Source organism: Cryobacterium sp. AP23, from assembly GCF_054075385.1.
Genome location: NZ_CM133415.1, coordinates 628,999 through 645,748 on the forward strand (window position 1 = coordinate 628,999; position 16,750 = coordinate 645,748).

The following is a 16,750-nucleotide window of genomic DNA, read 5'->3' on the forward strand; positions in this document are numbered from 1 at the left end:
AGCCAGCCATCATCTGAAATCCCCGTGCCGCGACGGTGCCCCGGCCTGCCCTGAACCCAACGTTCCCGATGATGCCGAAACATATTGACCGACAGGATGAGTTCCATCGAACATGCGAACTTCGCGGGAACGTGGGTGAGCGCGCGACGTCGAACTTGCGCCGTCAGCAATTGAGGAAACGATCGTTGGGCAACAGACTCGCGTAGCCGAACCTGCCTTCTTCGTCGTGACCAGTTATGGGGCGGTGCAAAGCGAACGGAGAGGCATCTGTCGGCAGTAGCTTGTACACGACACCTGGCAAATGCTTCACCGAAGGGATCCCATTGAGCGCGAGTCGAGCATCCAATCTCCTTGACAATTTCGAGCTTAGAAACGGGGAATGGTACGCGAAATCCATCGTGGCCGGCGTTGCCGGACCAAATGCGAGAGCTGTCAGAGTCGATCCCGAGACTGGTGAATTACTCCTAGTCGTCGAACAGGGTGGACCAGCAGATATCAGTGGGTATAGAACCACAACGCTTGCGCCCAATCTCCATGCTGATGAGCATGGAAAACTGTCTCTGGTAGTAGACCCTTAGCGTGAGCTAGTTCGCCCACGGACTACCCCCGAGTTCCAAGCAGCATCCGCTGTGATGAATTCGTCTTTAGGCCGCACGTTTTATCGAGATTCTGGGTGAAGCCGGACGAGCACGGGTTCAGACAGTGCAACCAGGCCCATCGGGTGACGTCCGAGCCTTTCGCTCTTGCTGTGTGGGCCCGGCCGAAAACGCATACGCAGGCGTTACCTGCGACGGACACCGGTCACCCGAGCCACCTCTCGCTGAGGAAACGTTCGTGGCGTCGACTCTTCCGCCTGAAACGAGTCCAGGAAGAGATCTCCAGGTACCGTGAGTGACGTTCCGTGGTGAACCTGGAACACGATCGCTGATGACCAAGGACAGTCGGCTGGACTTGAGCTGGGGTCCCCGGTGACGCATCGTCTTCCTCGTCGGACAACAGCGAGTTCACCTTGAAGAACGTCACCCGTACTGGGGTGACCCTCTGGCGGCCTGGCGTCATCAACATCGCTAGCGTCAGATCAGCTGCACATATTGTGTCGTCAATGGGGGTTGGGAATGTTTCGTCGGGGTCATAGTCTTCTGCGGGCGCTCAGCGTAACTGGCCTCGTCTTCGGTTCGATCGCGTTTGCCGCGCCTGCGCATGCTGAGACCGATAACGATCCGGTCGTCGTCTCGCCGCCAGCGACCGGCCTCGTCGAGCTGCACCAAGCAAAGGACGATTCCTGGTTCTGGCAAGTCACGCTCGATGCGGAGGCCGGCTACATTGCCAGCTGGGAACGTGAGTCCGGTCTCTGGTCGAGCGCCGATGAGGCTCAGGCCGCCCTCGAGGTCAGCGGTGACTGCTACCTCTCCTTGTTCAACGAGTCCTTAGCGCCCTACGGCTCGAAGGCCGAGTCGGACCAGCACAATGAAAGTACCGATCCGGAGAGCTCTTGGAGTACCCAGGCGTTTGTCGATGCGAGCGCGGCATGCACCCCCGACTGGAGCTCTTCCCAAGTGACCATGTCCAACGCCGAGTCGGGCGATATCGTCGTGAATATTCCCCTGAGTTTGATTGGGCCTGGAACGCACCAACTTTTCACCCTCGGATTAGAGCGGACATATAGCTATGACCGGCTTGGCGAGTGCCCAACGGTCGGATGGGAAGACGGGTATTGGGAATGGTGCGAAATTCCGGTTTACACCTTCTCGTCTTCGCCTGACTATTTCACGGTCACCGTGCCGTTTCCTCCGGCCACAGGATCGGTCCTGCCGGGACCGGACGTTGAGGAGGGATCGGCCTTTGACCAGACTGTATTCAGCACACTTCCAGACGGGACAGCATCGTCATCCGCAAGTGATTCGAAATCCGTTGCAATACACGTCGGGCTTACCGTTGCGCTGGCCCTCGTGCTTGCGATCTTGATCGCGCTTCCGACGGAGCTGCTTAATTCGGTGATGTCTGAAAATGGCTCGAAGATCGACAGGTTCCTCCGGTGGCTCTTCCCCAATGGGCGCCGCTCCAAAGGAGTTGAGGTGTCGGTTCCGGTGAATGGCGTGTTGCCAGCGCGCAAGCCACCTCTATTGCAGCGACTCTCTCGCGGAGTGTCCGGCTGGTGGGCGATGCCCGTTCTACTCGCCGGCTCAGTTATTGCCGGCTTTGCCGAACCGAATTTTGGCGTGAACTGGATGTCGCTCCGGCTCCTGATCACTCTGTTTGTGGCCTTTGTCATCGTGAACCTAGGCGGCACGTTCTTCGCTTGGTCGGTGACGAGGCGGCGCACCAGGTCGGATCGCCCCCGAATGACAGCGCGGCCCTTGTTTCTGCTCTTGGTGCTCGTGACCGTGTTGTTCGCTCGGCTTCTGCACGTCGAACCGGCACTAATCTTCGGCACCGTCCTCGCTATCGATTTCGGCAGCCGGCTCTCCAAAGCCCGCAGCGCAGCGGTGACCATCGTTGGCGCCATTTACCTGCTTGTTGTCGGTTTGGCCGCCTGGGCTGGCTACAGTGCGCTGGTTGGTTTCACGCTGGAATCAGTGTCCGATCTCAGTCGGCTATCCACGGATTACACGTTCACGGTCTACAGTTCGGTTGCATTTGCACAAGTCGCGCTCGGGGAGCTCGCAAGTGTTCTGGTCGTGGAAGCAATCTCGACGGTACCGATCGCGCTTTTGCCACTCGCATTTTTCGGCGGAGCCTCCCTTTGGGCATGGAAGCGCTGGGTATGGGGGCTCGTCTATGCGGCCGGTCTGGCTGTCTACTCATTCGTGCTGGTACCAATGCCGACCTCCTGGGAGACAACATCTGAACCGTTGATCATTTGGATTGCCATCTTTGCCGGCTACGTGGCGTTCGCAATCGGAGTCTGGGCGGTTTTCTACATTCTCAACAAGCGACAGAGCGACGCAACGCCGTTGATGGAGCCAGAACCAGAACCAGATCTGATGCCAGTGCTGGGTGTTCGGCGCTGAGTGTTATTTGGTACCGCTCCATGACAGGTCCATGCTGCGTCGACACATTAGTGCGCTTGCCGCAGAGGTCCGGCACAACGGGGGGTGGCGTCAATCTGCTAGGTGTCAAGAAGTCGCCGATAGCCTCAGAGCATGGAACCCCGCACCACTGAACCCAACCCCTTGCCCGTGGAACCCGAGTTCCAGGGAGCCGGTCGGGAGGCTCTTGTTCGGGGTCTACTCAATAGCTATGACCGGATCTTGTCAGGCTCGAGCGGCCCACTGTGGGTATCGCTTGAGGCGCCGTCAGGCTGGGGAAAAACGCGAGTGGCCCGCGAGTTTTACAAGCGACTTTCAGCTGAACGCCAGGCCGCTCCCCATTATTGGCCGCCCACGATCTTGCATGGCGATCCTTCCACTCTTCTGAGCGTGGCTGCGAGGAGGAAGCAGCTCTATCCGACCTTTGAATATGCACACGGCAGTCTGCCCTCGTTCATGTGGTGGGGTGTCGCTGCGGGCGTCACCAACGGGCTGGGCCCTCTGGCTACAGACCTACGCCAGTTCAGGACTCATGACGCGTATCTCGCCGACGCGTGGATCTCCCGCCGGTCTTTTGCCAAAGGAGTCGTTGAGGAAGCGAAAGCGCTGCTCACCGGCGGTGCAGGCGCCGCTGAAAGCGAACTCAAGTCTCTGATTCTGGAGGCGCTTGGATTGGGTTTGCCGGGGCTGGGAATCGTCCAAAGACTCGCCAGCAATATCGTCGCGCTCGGTTCACGAACGCTAGACCGCAAGGGACGGCTCTCCTACGACGGTGCACTAGGCGATGACGAAAGCGACTTGGTAACAGCGGCCTTTGACATCCTCTCTGGACTGGCGACGACCACTCTCCCTGTCGTCATTCTGGTCGAGGACGCCCATCTCGCGGACACTAGTATTGCTCAGCTATTGGGCAAACTGATGCTCAGCTCCGCGGCTGTATTAATCATCACAACGGCATATCCGGGGGAACTCGGGGACAACGCCGGCATAGCAGGTGCGATGGCCAACGCCCCCAAGCGGATAATTCGATTCACATCCGACGCTGTACTTCGTTCAAGCCCAGACGATTTCTCCGATCTCTTCGGCGAGAACGCATCGCTGCGTCGACTTCCTGACGCTGACCTCGAAAAAATCGCACCTTTCTACTTTCCGAAGGGTGGCGTCGAACCAGAGACTCTTCGTCGTCTGGTCGCGAAGTACCCTAATCCGCTCGCCCTCGAAACCTACTGCTCCGCAGACAAGCACCGCCGATTGCAAACCCAACTCTGTTTGACCAGCGATCAAGTCGACAGACTTCCCAACACGATTGCCAAGCTGCATGCGAAGCATTGGGAGGAACTTCCCGAGGCCACCCGCAAGGCCTTGAACCTTGCCACATTCGGCATCCCCGGACTAATCGACCCTGGAATCGGGCAGCCGACTCAATGGAGTGTGAACCTGTTGCTTTCCGCTCTGGAGGAAATGGACAAAGATGTCAGGGAAGGCGTACCCGCCGTCCTAAACAACCCCGCTAAGTCATACTCGTGGATCAAGTCGGTCACCGACGACCTTCGCCAGTTCGGCGACCCGGATCAAATGGCCATCGCTGCCACAAGTGATCACTTCAACTCAGACGAACGGAGTGAGTTCGCGGGATTTCTGGCTTCCGAAGTCACATCTTTGAGGGACAGCGACATCGTCTTTGAACAGGACAACGAGCGTTTCCTGTCGTACCTGAGCCTGGCGATACACAAGGCCGGTGGAGAGATATCAGCTCACGCCCTGGCATCTTCAGCGTTCTTCCTGATCGTGACCGTCAAGAGTTCCAGCGCAAATAGCGAATTCGTAAGCGTCAAGAGCTCAAGAGCGGACCGCGAGCAACGGATCAGGATTGCTGAATATGCCTTGGCCAATTTTGACCACGAGTACGGGAGCCGGCTCTACAGCCTAGGTATGGACATCAAACGGCAATACGCCCGTGACCTGTGCAATTCTGGGGCGGCCATCCGGGGCGCGCAGGTGTGGGAACTGGTGGTGGCAGCCTTGGACTCAGAATTCGGTCCCTTAGAGGAGATCGCGCTCGCTGAACGATACGCTCTTGCCCGAATGTACGCCAACGACGCGGATGCACCTCAAAAGGCCCTGCTGTTCTGCATGGACGTGAAACTCAACATTCTCTTTGCAGACGAGGGGGACACATTAGGTGCTCTCGGCGGATGGTACGCCCGATTTACCGAGTTGATGGGGTACGTGGAGTGGTGCTCAGGCAACCTCGACGAAGCGCTGAAACACTACGCCGATGCGCTCGACGCGGCGATCGAGAACCTCCGTGCGAATCACCCCTGGACTTTAGAAATCCTGGACAGCTACACAAGCCTCCTCGCCGACATGGGCCGAAAAGACGAGTGCTACGAGTGGGGCAAGCGAAGGCTCGAGTGGGGTTCGAGCGGAATGAGCCCCCTAAGCCTCGAGGCATTCGCTCTGCGAATGGACTTCGCGGAAGTTCAAATGCTGGCGGGGTCCACGCAAGTAGCCATCGACACTTACGAGGCTATTCTCTACGATCAAGTGAGTGCCTGGGGCAAGACCAATGACGAGGCGATTTTCACTTTTGACGTGCTTACCGCAGAGTATGAAGCGGTCGGGAACGTCCTCCCCAGCGAGTTGTACCTGTCCATGTTCGACCCCGAACGCCAGCGAGAATGGCATCGAGAGGACCGAGAACGGAAGATGTCATTCCTTCTGGATGGCGGGGCCAGGCTAGTAAGCGACCGCATGTGGGACCAGGCGATCGGGTGGTATGAGCAGACACTCGCGTATCAGCTGGAAACGCGGATTTCGTCGGACCCCCTTGTCCAGGAGACGCGACTAATTCTGGAAGGTATCCGTACGAACTACCCAGAAGCGTCCGGTGTCGGCTTCGATGGGAGGTCAATGGATCGCGGATTGAACGCAGTGGAGCTCGCGAGACAGCTCGATGTAACACGGCTATCGAGACGGAACCGGCTTATCCCCGAGTAATAGTTTGCCGCGTGGCAAAACGCGGCAGTCCAGCAATTGCATGCGCCCAACTCGGAGACGGACACTCGCAGGACCTTGCCCTTAGAAGGCAGTGTCTATGGGCAACGCCCGTGTGGCGCGGGTGTGACGGCTTTCGACCAATCCCCTTGGTCCTAAGGTTCGCCACCCGACCGCCGCAGCCATCGTCCGTGGACCGGAGTTGGCGCGCAGCCGAGGCGCGGGAGTTGCTTACCGGACTGCCGGATCATGCAGAACTGCGGCCGACGTTTGGTGCTTTAGTCCGTTGCGTCGGAGCTGCAGGGACGCCGGCAGTCAGGACCGCATCATTCTCCATCAACCATTGAAGCGAGATCCGACCACGTATAGAAACCGGCGCTGTCCACGTAGAAGGAGACGTAGTAGCGTGAGTGCCCGACTTCGTCTCCAGCAACGTACCCGCCTGACTCGTAGGCCCCCGCGATCAGAGCTACCTGAAGGAGAACCAGGGCCCACTCTGGATAGAGTTGCCCTGAATCTGCCATAAATAGCTCGTCGCGTGAGAGACCCGCGACCGTCACCGAAAGCCGCGGGTGATATCGCCGATTTAGCGACACCCGTGTTCGAAGCTTCGGTGGTAGCCGCCCGTCCATCTTGGCTTCGACGAGGTCCTCACGGATGGTGCGCACCAATTCCTCGGGCCCTGGGTATTCCCTAGCCTTGTGGTGGACTCGGTAGTAATAATGCTCCGATGAGCCCTGAGGCTTGTCGACCGGCCGCGGTTCGAGCCGTGTCGGAATGAATCTCTCCATTACGAGACCCCTGAGCGCTCACTGCCCGGAAGGATTCTTCTATGTTTCTGCGTTGCCTCAATGTGGCTTAGGATCTCGCCGATGACGGCCAAATGGGGCGCGGGAAGGGACAGGTCGTCCAAGCGCGGTCGCAAGTTGTCGTAGAACTCCCATAAGTCAACAGTCAGCCAATAGGCCGAAGACGATGCGACGACCCCTGCCTTATCCAGAAAGGCGTCGGCAGCGGATCGTCCCCTGCTGTCGAAAAGCAGCCAAAGGGTGTTGCTGGGGTCGGTCATCTTCATCGGGCTGGAAGGACGTCGTTTCTGCGCCGATCCCGTTCTCACCCACCACTTGCGTGTCCTGTATAAGTCGATCTGAGAGAGCTTGTCGTACTCAGGATAATTCAGGAGATCTGCTCGGATGGATGCCGCGATTGCGTCATCAATCTCCGGCAGGAGAGCAGCGGTTTTGAGGTACGGTACGTTGCCCTGGGCATTGAGCTTGACCTCCACGACTGCGTATATCTCGGCGGCTCCATCCTCGTCCGGCGCCCCTACCAAGACGAGATCAGGTACTGCGTTTCCGTGCGGTGAGACCGCATCAAAAGGCACGCCGTCACGCAGACGCTGAGCGAATAGCACGACTGATGGAACTTCGCGATGCTCCACCATGAGCGTCGATAGGAGTGCCTCTTGCGCCAGCTTCGCGGGGCCCTGGGAAGAAAACAGCCGCTGCAGGGCATTGTTCAATTGTGTTTCAGTCACGGATAGGTCCCTTGAAGATCATCGGCGGTTTTTAGGTCAGGCGTCTTTCAGAAGTACGTTCAGCGACCAGCTGGCCGGCGCTGAAGGCGGTTGGAACGACGGAGCCCGAGGAGCCATGGGTCGAGTAGGGTTAGACCCTTTTCCTCCACCAGCCAGCATTCGTGTCAGGCCCAACACCATCTTGGATGCCGCCGGCCCGTCGAAAGGTACCATCACACCGCCAATACAGCGGAATGCGGACCGCCACCGCAAGGAACCGTGCAGTCCTCTGTCGTCGAAACCCCAGCAGTGCCGCCGCCAACACCGCCATAAGAACTTGGACCAGGACTGGGTAGCAGCTTGGACGAGTCGCCCGCCCGACCGGCGGCGGTGTCAACCCATTTGGCGCTCCCCGACCGCTCTTTCGTAGACAGACGTTGAGTCATTGGGTCGCGGGGCGGGCGGGGCCCCTTCCTCGAATTGTTGCTGCCATGCCAAGGGCCGTTGGCGCGGTCGATCCCGGCACAGTCTGCGCGGCGCTCGTCGCAGCACCGTCAGGTCTCGCCCAGCAAGTTGCTGGACTCCCCATCCTGAATTGGCTGTTTCTGCTCGCCATCCTCGGAATCGCCGGCTGGGCCACATCGGTTCCGCGGGCCATGGTGTTGACCTAGCGAGTGGACGGGAGGGATGCCAGCCACTGGCTCATCCGCCACCGGTGAGTAGCTGCGGTGCCCTTACAGTGGTCTACTTCTTCCTGTTTGGGGACGCGGTAGCTGGCACATCGGGCCGAACCACTAGCCCTCACGCGAGAACCGGGATCTCACAGAAGTCAGCGAGAACCTGCCATCGGTTCTGTGGGAGCGTCGATGAGATTTTTGTCCCGGATCACCGGCATCTCATGTCCGCGACGTCCGATAGGTTTGCCGCAGATCAAGAAGGGGCGGGGCAATGGCAGACGAAATTGAACTAGTCGGCGATGGCGAGGGGGTTCTCGTGGCCGGTGATCGGTCGACTGTAGAACGGTTCCTTGCTCACGCGGGCCTGTTGATGAAGGCACAAGCGGTCGATCTGGGCGAGCTCAGCAATATTCTGAACGCTGGTGCTGACGTCCTGAAGACCGCGTCCGGCGTCGTGGAGCAGTCGGTGTTGTATTTGAAGCTGACGCCAGAGTCCGCGAAACGGCTGAAAGACGCGGGCGGTTTGATGAAAACCAAGACCAACGGCATCAGCCACGCAATGCTCGGCGAGACGGGTAAGAACTCACTCAAGTGGCTTCAGGTCCAAGACGGCCCTGCCGCACTCTTGACGAACCCGGCGGTGCTTGCCGGTGTTGGAGGGCTCTTGAGCCAGGTCGCCCAACAGGCCGAGGCACAAGAACTCAAGACGCTGCTGATCCGTATTGACGAGAAACTCAACGATGTGCGTCGGGCACAACGAGACGCCGTGCTCGCCAGAATGAAAAGCGCGGCGGCAGAGATCGACGAGGCCATGACGATTCGTCAGCACGGCGGCGACCCGAAAACGCTGTGGGACAAGGTGAGCGGTGTGTCCGGGACGATACTCAACGTGCAGGATGAGGCATTGCTCGCGCTGGGCGCCCTTGCCGAAAAGGTAGACGGTAAAAGCAAGACCGGAGCGCTGAAAAAGGTGACGCAAGAGATCGAGAGTGAGGTTACCGTCCAGCTCGCTGTCCTCGCTCGTTGCTTCGAACTTCAGGACAAGTTCAGAGTGGTCGAACTAGATCATGTCCTCGCCACAGCACCGGAGAATATCGAAGGTCACCGGCTCGGACTTGCGGTTGCACGCGATAAACGTCGGACAAGCGTGCTCGAAAAAACGTCTCGGTTGATGGCTCAGATGGATGCCGCTGGTGGCATCGCAAACGAGAACATCATCCTCCACGCGAGGGCCGCGCGTTCCGTGATCGACTCTCTCAACTCCACAGCAGCCACCGTGGACGACTTCCACATCCCGCTCGGCATCGAGTCCACTCGTGACGTACTCAGCGCCACCCCGTGGCGTGAGGCATTCAGTGATTCGAAGCAGCGCATGACCGCGGGAAAGGAAGTCGGGCAGAAGGCACTCATCGGAGTTGGCACGGTCGGAGCCGTAGGGCTGTCCGTTCTCACACTGGTTCTGAAGAACGGCGGCTCCAAACCCTCGGCGTGAAGACAGTCACGTGTACCAGGCTCAGCGTTGGCACCCACGTTGGCCAATCCGAGTCCGTCCTTACTTCAGGCGACAGCCCAGTCCACTTGTCAGGTGCGCATCGCGGTACCACTATCGCGCATCTCCTGCGCGCTGAGGGTTCCTTTACGGTGTCCGGGCGCGGGGCTGCTTCCACGTTTCGTATAGATCTCGCGCCACCGACGCCCGGCACGCTCAGAAGCAGGCGCGGGGGGCCAGTCCGTGAGCCGCTCCGGTCAGTGCGGGTCTTGCTCGAGAATGCCTGCCATAGACTCCGAGTATGCCGCTCGATCTGACTCTCCTCCTCACCGGTATCGCTGTTGTCGTGATAGCTATTTGGTGGGGTAGCAAGGCGTTGTTCGCCAGGTTCCAGAGGAAAGCAGCCGAGCGGCAGTGGGCCGACGCAACAACGCGGGCTATTGCCACCACTCCGGACCTGCTTGACCTAATTGGGCCGCTCACCGAAGAGGAGCTACGTGAACTGCTGAAGCAGAACGTGTTCGAGATCAACCGTTCAGGTGCTCTGAACTGGATGGATCTGGTGGGGAACGTCGCATGGGTTCGGAAGAAAGTGCGGGAGCAGACAGAGAAGCTCGCAACAGAGCCGGTCACCGAGCAATAGGCGTCAACAAACGGAACCCCGCGCTGCGCCCGGTCAGCGAGGATCAGCCAGTATCCGGTGTGAGGGGAACGCCCGGAAGCGACCGTGCGAGAGGCCACCCGATATCGTCGATTCATGTCCTCTATAGAACAAGGCCACTCGGCCAACGACGACAAGGTCTTCGCTGCCTATGGCCGAGCAATGCACGGATCGCAAGCCTTAGAGTTCTGGCTGCGAGTCTTGGTCAACGTGCAGCGGGTAGCGTCAAAAGACTTCACCTCCCGGGCTGAACTCCAACAGGCCGTCGATACGCTTTCGACCTCGACAATGGGGACCGTGTTCGCAGCGCTCCGTGCCCTGGCGTGCGACCAAGGCTTGGAAGAGAAACTGACTATGGCAGTTGGCGAAAGAAACCGTCTCGCTCACCACTTCTTCAGCGCGTGGTCGGATGCCTGGAATGGCCCCGATACCGAGGTCGACATGATTGAAGACGCGAACCGCGTTCAAAGGCTGTTCGAAGAAACGGTTCGGGAGCTTGCCGCCACGCTCGGGAAACACCTCGATGTCATCGGCTCGAATCCGGATGCGTTTATACCCGGCCTACAGCAGCGCCTCAACGATTGCATCGGGCAAGGCGTGCCGACCACAAGCTGAGCCTCGTAATGTCGAACGGGGTCGATGCCCATACGACAGTGCAACCGGTGCACGGAGCACACGACCAGCAGATTTATGCCGCCGAGAATCCCGGCACAGCTGCTGCGGAGTCTGGCCGGACATCGCGGAAGAGGCGTTGCCTAGCTGGAACGAAAAAGGCGTTAGCTTGGAACCGCAAACTGCATCGGTGAAATGCGCCCAGCAATGGCAAGGCATGCCAGATTTGCTGAAAGACCTACGGAGATTGTTGGAAAGACAACGATCAACGAGAACTGGTTGAGACAGTTCACGGGCCGGATCTCAGGATCCGGCCCTGTCTCGTTAAGCGGGCCGGATCTTCGGATCCGGCCCTGTCTCGTTAAGGTGGCCCGATCTTCGGATCCGCCCCTGTCTCGTTGGCCCCGCAATCGTGCTGCTAGAGTCAACGCAAGCGCTGTGAGAGCGCTCTCACGAGACTGAAAAGGTGCACGCATGAAGTTCGGCCACTTCGACGATGAAGCCAGGGAATACGTCATCGAGACCCCGGTGACTCCCTACCCGTGGATCAACTACCTGGGCAGCGAGGACTTCTTCTCCCTCGTCTCGCACACCGCGGGCGGATACACCTTTTACAAGGACGCGAAGATGCGCCGCCTCACCCGGTACCGCTATAACGACATCCCCACCGACTCCGGTGGACGCTACTTCTTCATCAAGGACGGTGACGACGTCTGGACGTCCAGCTGGCTGCCGATGAAGAAGGAGCTCGACTTCTTCGAGACCCGGCACGGCATGGGCTACACCCGCATCACCGGTGAACGCGGCGGGCTCAAGGTCTCCACCCTCTACTTCGTGCCGCTCGGCGAAACCGCTGAAGTGCAGAAGGTCACCATCACGAACACCTCCGACACCGTGAAGACCTTCTCGCTGTTCTCCTATCTCGAGTTCTGCCTCTGGAACGCCCAGGACGACCAGACCAACTACCAGCGCAACCTCTCCATCGGCGAGGTTGAGGTGGACGGCAGCGCGATCTACCACAAGACCGAATACCGTGAGCGGCGCGACCACTACGCGGTGTACGGCGTCAATGCGGAGATCGCCGGCTTCGACACCGACCGGGAGACCTTCGTGGGCCTCTACGAGACCCTCGCCGAGGCGAAGGTTCCGCACGCCGGGACGGCGCAGAACTCGATGGCCTCCGGCTGGTACCCGATCGGCTCGCACCAGGTCGATTCCACCCTGCAGCCCGGCGAGAGCCGTGACCTCGTGTTCGTGCTCGGCTATGTCGAGAACACGCCGGAGAACGGGCAGGAGAAGTGGGCCGACGACGCCAAGCAGGTCATCAACAAGACCCGCGCGCAGGCCCTGCTGGCCCGGCTGTCCACCACCGCGGCCGCGGATGCGGCGTTCGATGCGCTCGGCGCCTACTGGACCGACCTGCTCTCCGCGTACACCGTCACCTCCCCCGACGACAAGCTCAACCGGATGGTCAACATCTGGAACCAGTACCAGTGCATGGTCACGTTCAACATGAGCCGTTCGGCATCGTACTTCGAGACCGGCATCGGCCGCGGGATGGGCTTCCGGGATTCCACCCAGGACCTCCTCGGCTTCGTGCACCTGATCCCGGACCGCGCGCGGGAACGCATCCTGGACATCGCCGCGACCCAACTGCCGGACGGGTCGGCGTACCACCAGTACCAGCCGCTGACGAAGCGGGGCAACAATGAACTCGGCTCCGGGTTCAACGACGACCCGGCCTGGCTGATCATCGGGGTGGATGCCTACCTCAAGGAGACCGGCGACGACGGCATCCTCGATGAGATCGTGCCGTTCGACAACAACGACGACCTGGCGGAGACGCTCTACACCCACCTCACCCGGTCGTTCGAGTTCACCCGGAACAACCTCGGCCCGCACGGGCTGCCGTTGATCGGCCGCGCCGACTGGAACGACTGCCTGAACCTGAACTGCTTCTCCACCACCCCGGGCGAGTCCTTCCAGACCACCGAGAACCAGGCCGGCGGGGTGGCGGAGTCCACCTTCATCGCCGCGCAGTTCGTCCTCGCGGCCGGGCAGTACGCCACCATTGCGGACCGTCGCGGGGACACCGCGCAGGCCGGCCTGGCCCGCACGGCCGCCGCTGACATGAGCGATGCTCTGCTCACCCACGGCTGGGACGGCGACTGGTTCCTGCGCGCGTACGACTTCTACGGCAACAAGGTCGGCACCGCCGAAGACACCGAGGGGCAGATCTGGATTGAACCGCAGGGCTTCGCCGTCCTGGCCGGCGTCGGCGTGGAGCACAACGAGGACGGCACCCCGTCGAAGAGCAGCCCGGCGTACCGGGCGCTGGATTCGGTGGACCGGTTGCTTGGCTCCGAGCACGGCCTTGTGCTGCAATACCCGGCTTACAAGAGCTATCGGATCGAACTCGGCGAGGTGTCGACCTATCCCCCGGGCTACAAGGAGAACGGCGGCATCTTCTGCCACAACAACCCCTGGGTGATCATCGGTGAGACCGTCCTCGGCCGCGGCGCCAAGGCGTTCGACCACTACCGCAAGATCACCCCGGCGTACCGGGAGGACATCTCCGAGGTGCACCGCACCGAGCCGTACGTCTACGCGCAGATGATCGCCGGCAAGGAGGCCTCCCGGCACGGTGAGGCCAAGAATTCCTGGCTCACCGGAACCGCGGCCTGGAACTTCGTGACCGTGTCGCAGTACCTGCTCGGTGTGCGCACCGATTACGACGGCCTCGTGGTCGACCCGCAGATCGGGCCGGATGTCGCGGAGTTCACGGTGACCCGGCAGGCGCGCGGGGCCACGTACGTGATCACGGTGGCGAACTCGGGCCAGGAGGGCTCGCGGGCGAGCCTCGAGGTGGACGGTGTCGCCATTGACGGCCGCACCGTGCCGTACGCGGCCGCTGGGACGACCGTGCAGGTGCGCGCGATCCTGTAGGGGCCCGGTGGGGTCGCGGGCGGCTCGGGCACAACCCCGGGCCGCTTCCCCGTTGTGGCGGTTCCGGCCGGGGAACCGGGCCGTCTCTGCCGGACATTACCGGGTATGGAGAACACGCGAGGTGTGGCGCGGCCGCCCGGCCGGATGCTGGTCGGGGTAGCCGGCGTGGCACTGGCGCTTGCCGGATGCGCCTCTCTCGCGCCGGCGACCGGACCGGCCGCCGCCGGGCCGTCCAGCCCGCCGGCCGCGGACGCATCCGGCGCGGAGATCTATGCGGCGTGCGCCCCGCCTGGCGTGGTGGACTATGACCCGGTCGACTCGCTGGCCAGCCTGGCGGCCTCGAGCAGGGTGGTGGTGCAGGGCCGGATCGAACGGATTCAGGCGGGCCGCACGTCGACCGACGTCACACCGGCGGGTCCGGGTTCCCAGGTCAACTCCGTGATCGTGGTGAGCGACGTCACCGTGGTGGATGGCGCACTGGACTCCGCCAACGACGGGCATGTGTATATCGAGTTCGCGCCGGCCGGCCTGTCCACGGCGTGTGCGGAAACGCTGCCGGACGACACTCGAATCGTCGCCTATCTGAAGCCAGCCTGGGACGGTGTGCAGACATCCGGTAAGGAAGTGGATCACGTCACGGAGCTGACCGACCCAGGTGCCGGCCGGCCCGCCGGACAAGCGCTGTACATGGCGGCCGCACTCGAGGGACTCGTCTGGCAGCCACCGGGGAGCCTGGAGCTGATCTGGCCGTTGTACCTGGGTGCCGGAGCCGGGGACATCCGGGACACCCTGCCGGACGGGACCCGGGCCGGACCCCACGACTAGGGTGCAGGGTCAGGCGACGGCCACCTCGACCTCGCCGGGCTCGGCGCCGAGCTGGCCGAAGACCAGGCGGCGGTTGGCGATCTTGTCGGTGAAGAACCGGTCGTGGCTGACTACGACCACCGCTCCGGGGAAGTGCAGCAGGGCCCGTTCCATCACCTGGGTGCTGGACATGTCCAGGTGGTTGGTGGGCTCGTCCAGGAGGAGCACCGACGCGCCGGAGAGCAGGCACTGCGCCATCGCCACCCGGGCCTTCTGCCCTCCCGAGAGGTTGCCGATCTTCTGCTTGAGGTCGGCCTCGGAGAACTGGAACATGGTGAGGAACCGGTTCACCGACTTGCGGGTGGCGGTGAACGCCAGGCTGCCCTCGAGCGCGTTGACGGCGTGGCTGACGGTGTCGGTGTCGTCAAGCTCGGCGAGCACCTGGTTGTACGACACCATGCCGGCGCCCTTGGCCCAGTCCACTTCGCCGAAGTCCGCCGATTCCTCGCCGGTGAGTACCCGGAGCAGGGTGGTCTTGCCGCTGCCGTTCGCGCCGAGCACCACGATGCGGTTGCCGCGGCGGATCTCGAAGCTCAGGTCGTTGAAGAGCACCTTGTCGCCGTAGGCCTTGCTGAGCATTTCGACCCGGCAGAGCACATCCTTCACGTGCAGGTTGCCGTAGATCTCGGTGATGATCTTGTCGACGGGCCGGGGCGTGCGGGACTTCTTGATGGTCGCCAGCTGGCCGCCGAGCTTGCGGCTGGCGTTCTTCTGCGCCTCGCGCCGGTCGGCGATGCCCTCGGACTCGAAGGCGAGCAGTTCGGACTCGTGCACGAATTGCGCCTCCAGGGTCTTGAGGCGGAACTGCTTCTGCACGACGTACTCGCCGAAGTTGCCCGGGTACTCGTGCAGGTGGAAGTTCTCCAGCTCGATGATTCGGGTCACGACGGCGTCGAGGAAGGTGCGGTCGTGCGAGACAATCACGGCGGCCCCCCTGAAGTCGCGGAACCAGTTCTCCAGCCACTCCACGCCGGCCACGTCGAGGTAGTTGGTGGGCTCGTCGAGCAGGAGTACATCGGGCGCCTCGAGCAGAATTTTGGCCAGGGCGGCGCGGTTGCGCCAGCCGCCGGAGAGTTCGTCGATGGCGCAGCTGCGGTGGGCCTGGTCGAAGCCCAGGATGGTCAGGGCCGAGTCGATCCGGCGCGGGTAGTCCCAGCCGTCCAGCCGGTCCATGTCTTCGAACAGTTCGGACTGGCGGTGGATCAGCCGGTCGAGTTCGGCGCTGGCCGAGGAGTCGGCAGCGATGGCGGCGTCGATCGAGGCGAGTTCGGCCTCAACGGCCTTGATTTCCACGAACAGGGCGTCGAGCACCTCGGTGATCGTGGATTCTCCGTTCAGTTCGGAGAACTGGGAGAAATAGCCGATCTTGACGCCGTCGTCGACGGTGACGGTGCCGGTGTCGGGCGTCACCTGGCCCAGGATCAGCTTGATGAGTGTGGTCTTGCCCGAGCCGTTCCGGCCGATCATGCCGACCCGGTCGCCCGGTTCGAGCCGGAAGAAGGTCTCGCGGAGTACCTGGGTGTTCTCGAAACGCACGGTGACGTCGTTCAGCCGGATCAGGCTCATGAGGGCTGCTCCCCGTGCTCGGCGGCGTCGACGATGCCGATGAAGCGGCTGCCGATGCCGTCCACCTCACGGCGGCTCAGGCCCTCGGCGGCGGGCGGGAGCTCGTCGTAGCCGTGGTGATCGCAGGAGAGGTAGGTGAACGTCGGCCACCACTTCTTCGGCCGTGCGGCCTCGGTGAAGCCGCAGACGCTGCAGGTGAGCTCGATCCAGACCGGCTTCTTGCCGGTGCGGTTGGCGCGCGACTGGACGAGCCAGGCCGGTGGGTTCTTCTCGATTTCGGCGAGCTGGGCTTCGGTCATGCGGCTGGGAAGGTCGTGGCGCTGCGCCATCTCGAGGGGAATGTCGAGGCGAAGCGCTGCTTCTCGTCTGGTAATCATCAGGTTCAACGATAGG

At 61.6% G+C, this 16,750-nt stretch carries 11 protein-coding genes; 7 read left to right on the forward strand and 4 right to left on the reverse strand.

The annotated features are described in order from the left end of the window. Nucleotides 1-1,115 precede the first annotated feature (1,115 nt). Entirely contained in the window at nt 1,116-3,011 is a 1,896-nt protein-coding gene (locus ACU5E9_RS02915) for a hypothetical protein (protein WP_456812148.1), read from the forward strand. Between the two features lie 132 nt (nt 3,012-3,143). Continuing rightward, complete coding sequence (locus ACU5E9_RS02920) at nt 3,144-6,029, forward strand: tetratricopeptide repeat protein (RefSeq protein WP_456812149.1); 2,886 nt, start codon at nt 3,144-3,146, stop codon at nt 6,027-6,029. Nucleotides 6,030-6,352: 323 nt separating this feature from the next. Here the strand turns inward: ACU5E9_RS02920 and ACU5E9_RS02925 are convergent, their stop codons facing one another. Beyond that, complete coding sequence (locus ACU5E9_RS02925) at nt 6,353-6,817, reverse strand: hypothetical protein (protein ID WP_456812150.1); 465 nt, start codon at nt 6,815-6,817, stop codon at nt 6,353-6,355. Beyond that, nucleotides 6,817-7,563: a hypothetical protein gene (locus tag ACU5E9_RS02930; protein WP_456812151.1), complete on the reverse strand. Its 747-nt coding sequence runs from the start codon at nt 7,561-7,563 to the stop codon at nt 6,817-6,819. The genes ACU5E9_RS02925 and ACU5E9_RS02930 overlap by 1 nt, the downstream gene beginning before the upstream one ends. A gap of 927 nt (nt 7,564-8,490) precedes the next feature. Here ACU5E9_RS02930 and ACU5E9_RS02935 point away from each other — a divergent pair. The 5 genes from ACU5E9_RS02935 (at nt 8,491) to ACU5E9_RS02955 (ending at nt 14,752) form a co-directional block, all read left to right on the forward strand. Then, entirely contained in the window at nt 8,491-9,711 is a 1,221-nt protein-coding gene (locus tag ACU5E9_RS02935; protein ID WP_456812152.1) for a hypothetical protein, read from the forward strand. 298 nt (nt 9,712-10,009) lie between these two features. Beyond that, nucleotides 10,010-10,351 (forward strand): hypothetical protein, encoded by a 342-nt coding sequence (locus ACU5E9_RS02940; protein ID WP_456812153.1) that lies wholly within the window; start codon nt 10,010-10,012, stop codon nt 10,349-10,351. Nucleotides 10,352-10,465: 114 nt separating this feature from the next. After that, on the forward strand, nt 10,466-10,984 hold the full coding sequence (locus ACU5E9_RS02945; protein WP_456812154.1) for a hypothetical protein: 519 nt from the start codon (nt 10,466-10,468) through the stop codon (nt 10,982-10,984). Nucleotides 10,985-11,455: 471 nt separating this feature from the next. Next, nucleotides 11,456-13,927: a GH36-type glycosyl hydrolase domain-containing protein gene (locus tag ACU5E9_RS02950; protein WP_456812155.1), complete on the forward strand. Its 2,472-nt coding sequence runs from the start codon at nt 11,456-11,458 to the stop codon at nt 13,925-13,927. Nucleotides 13,928-14,032: 105 nt separating this feature from the next. Next, entirely contained in the window at nt 14,033-14,752 is a 720-nt protein-coding gene (locus tag ACU5E9_RS02955; RefSeq protein ID WP_456812156.1) for a hypothetical protein, read from the forward strand. Nucleotides 14,753-14,761: 9 nt separating this feature from the next. Here ACU5E9_RS02955 and ACU5E9_RS02960 read toward each other — a convergent pair whose 3' ends face one another. After that, nucleotides 14,762-16,357, reverse strand: a complete 1,596-nt coding sequence (locus ACU5E9_RS02960) for an ABC-F family ATP-binding cassette domain-containing protein (protein ID WP_456812157.1) — start codon at nt 16,355-16,357, stop codon at nt 14,762-14,764. Continuing rightward, complete coding sequence (locus tag ACU5E9_RS02965) at nt 16,354-16,734, reverse strand: hypothetical protein (protein WP_456812158.1); 381 nt, start codon at nt 16,732-16,734, stop codon at nt 16,354-16,356. The genes ACU5E9_RS02960 and ACU5E9_RS02965 overlap by 4 nt, the downstream gene beginning before the upstream one ends. Nucleotides 16,735-16,750: the final 16 nt, after the last annotated feature.

Bases quoted from the DNA above. Each gene is read 5' to 3' on its own strand.
- ACU5E9_RS02915 (WP_456812148.1), top strand. From the start codon at position 1,116: ATGTTTCGTCGGGGTCATAGTCTTCTGCGGGCGCTCAGCGTAACTGGC.
- ACU5E9_RS02920 (WP_456812149.1), top strand. From the start codon at position 3,144: ATGGAACCCCGCACCACTGAACCCAACCCCTTGCCCGTGGAACCCGAG.
- ACU5E9_RS02925 (WP_456812150.1), bottom strand. From the start codon at position 6,817: ATGGAGAGATTCATTCCGACACGGCTCGAACCGCGGCCGGTCGACAAG.
- ACU5E9_RS02935 (WP_456812152.1), top strand. From the start codon at position 8,491: ATGGCAGACGAAATTGAACTAGTCGGCGATGGCGAGGGGGTTCTCGTG.
- ACU5E9_RS02940 (WP_456812153.1), top strand. From the start codon at position 10,010: ATGCCGCTCGATCTGACTCTCCTCCTCACCGGTATCGCTGTTGTCGTG.
- ACU5E9_RS02945 (WP_456812154.1), top strand. From the start codon at position 10,466: ATGTCCTCTATAGAACAAGGCCACTCGGCCAACGACGACAAGGTCTTC.
- ACU5E9_RS02950 (WP_456812155.1), top strand. From the start codon at position 11,456: ATGAAGTTCGGCCACTTCGACGATGAAGCCAGGGAATACGTCATCGAG.
- ACU5E9_RS02955 (WP_456812156.1), top strand. From the start codon at position 14,033: ATGGAGAACACGCGAGGTGTGGCGCGGCCGCCCGGCCGGATGCTGGTC.
- ACU5E9_RS02960 (WP_456812157.1), bottom strand. From the start codon at position 16,357: ATGAGCCTGATCCGGCTGAACGACGTCACCGTGCGTTTCGAGAACACC.
- ACU5E9_RS02965 (WP_456812158.1), bottom strand. From the start codon at position 16,734: ATGATTACCAGACGAGAAGCAGCGCTTCGCCTCGACATTCCCCTCGAG.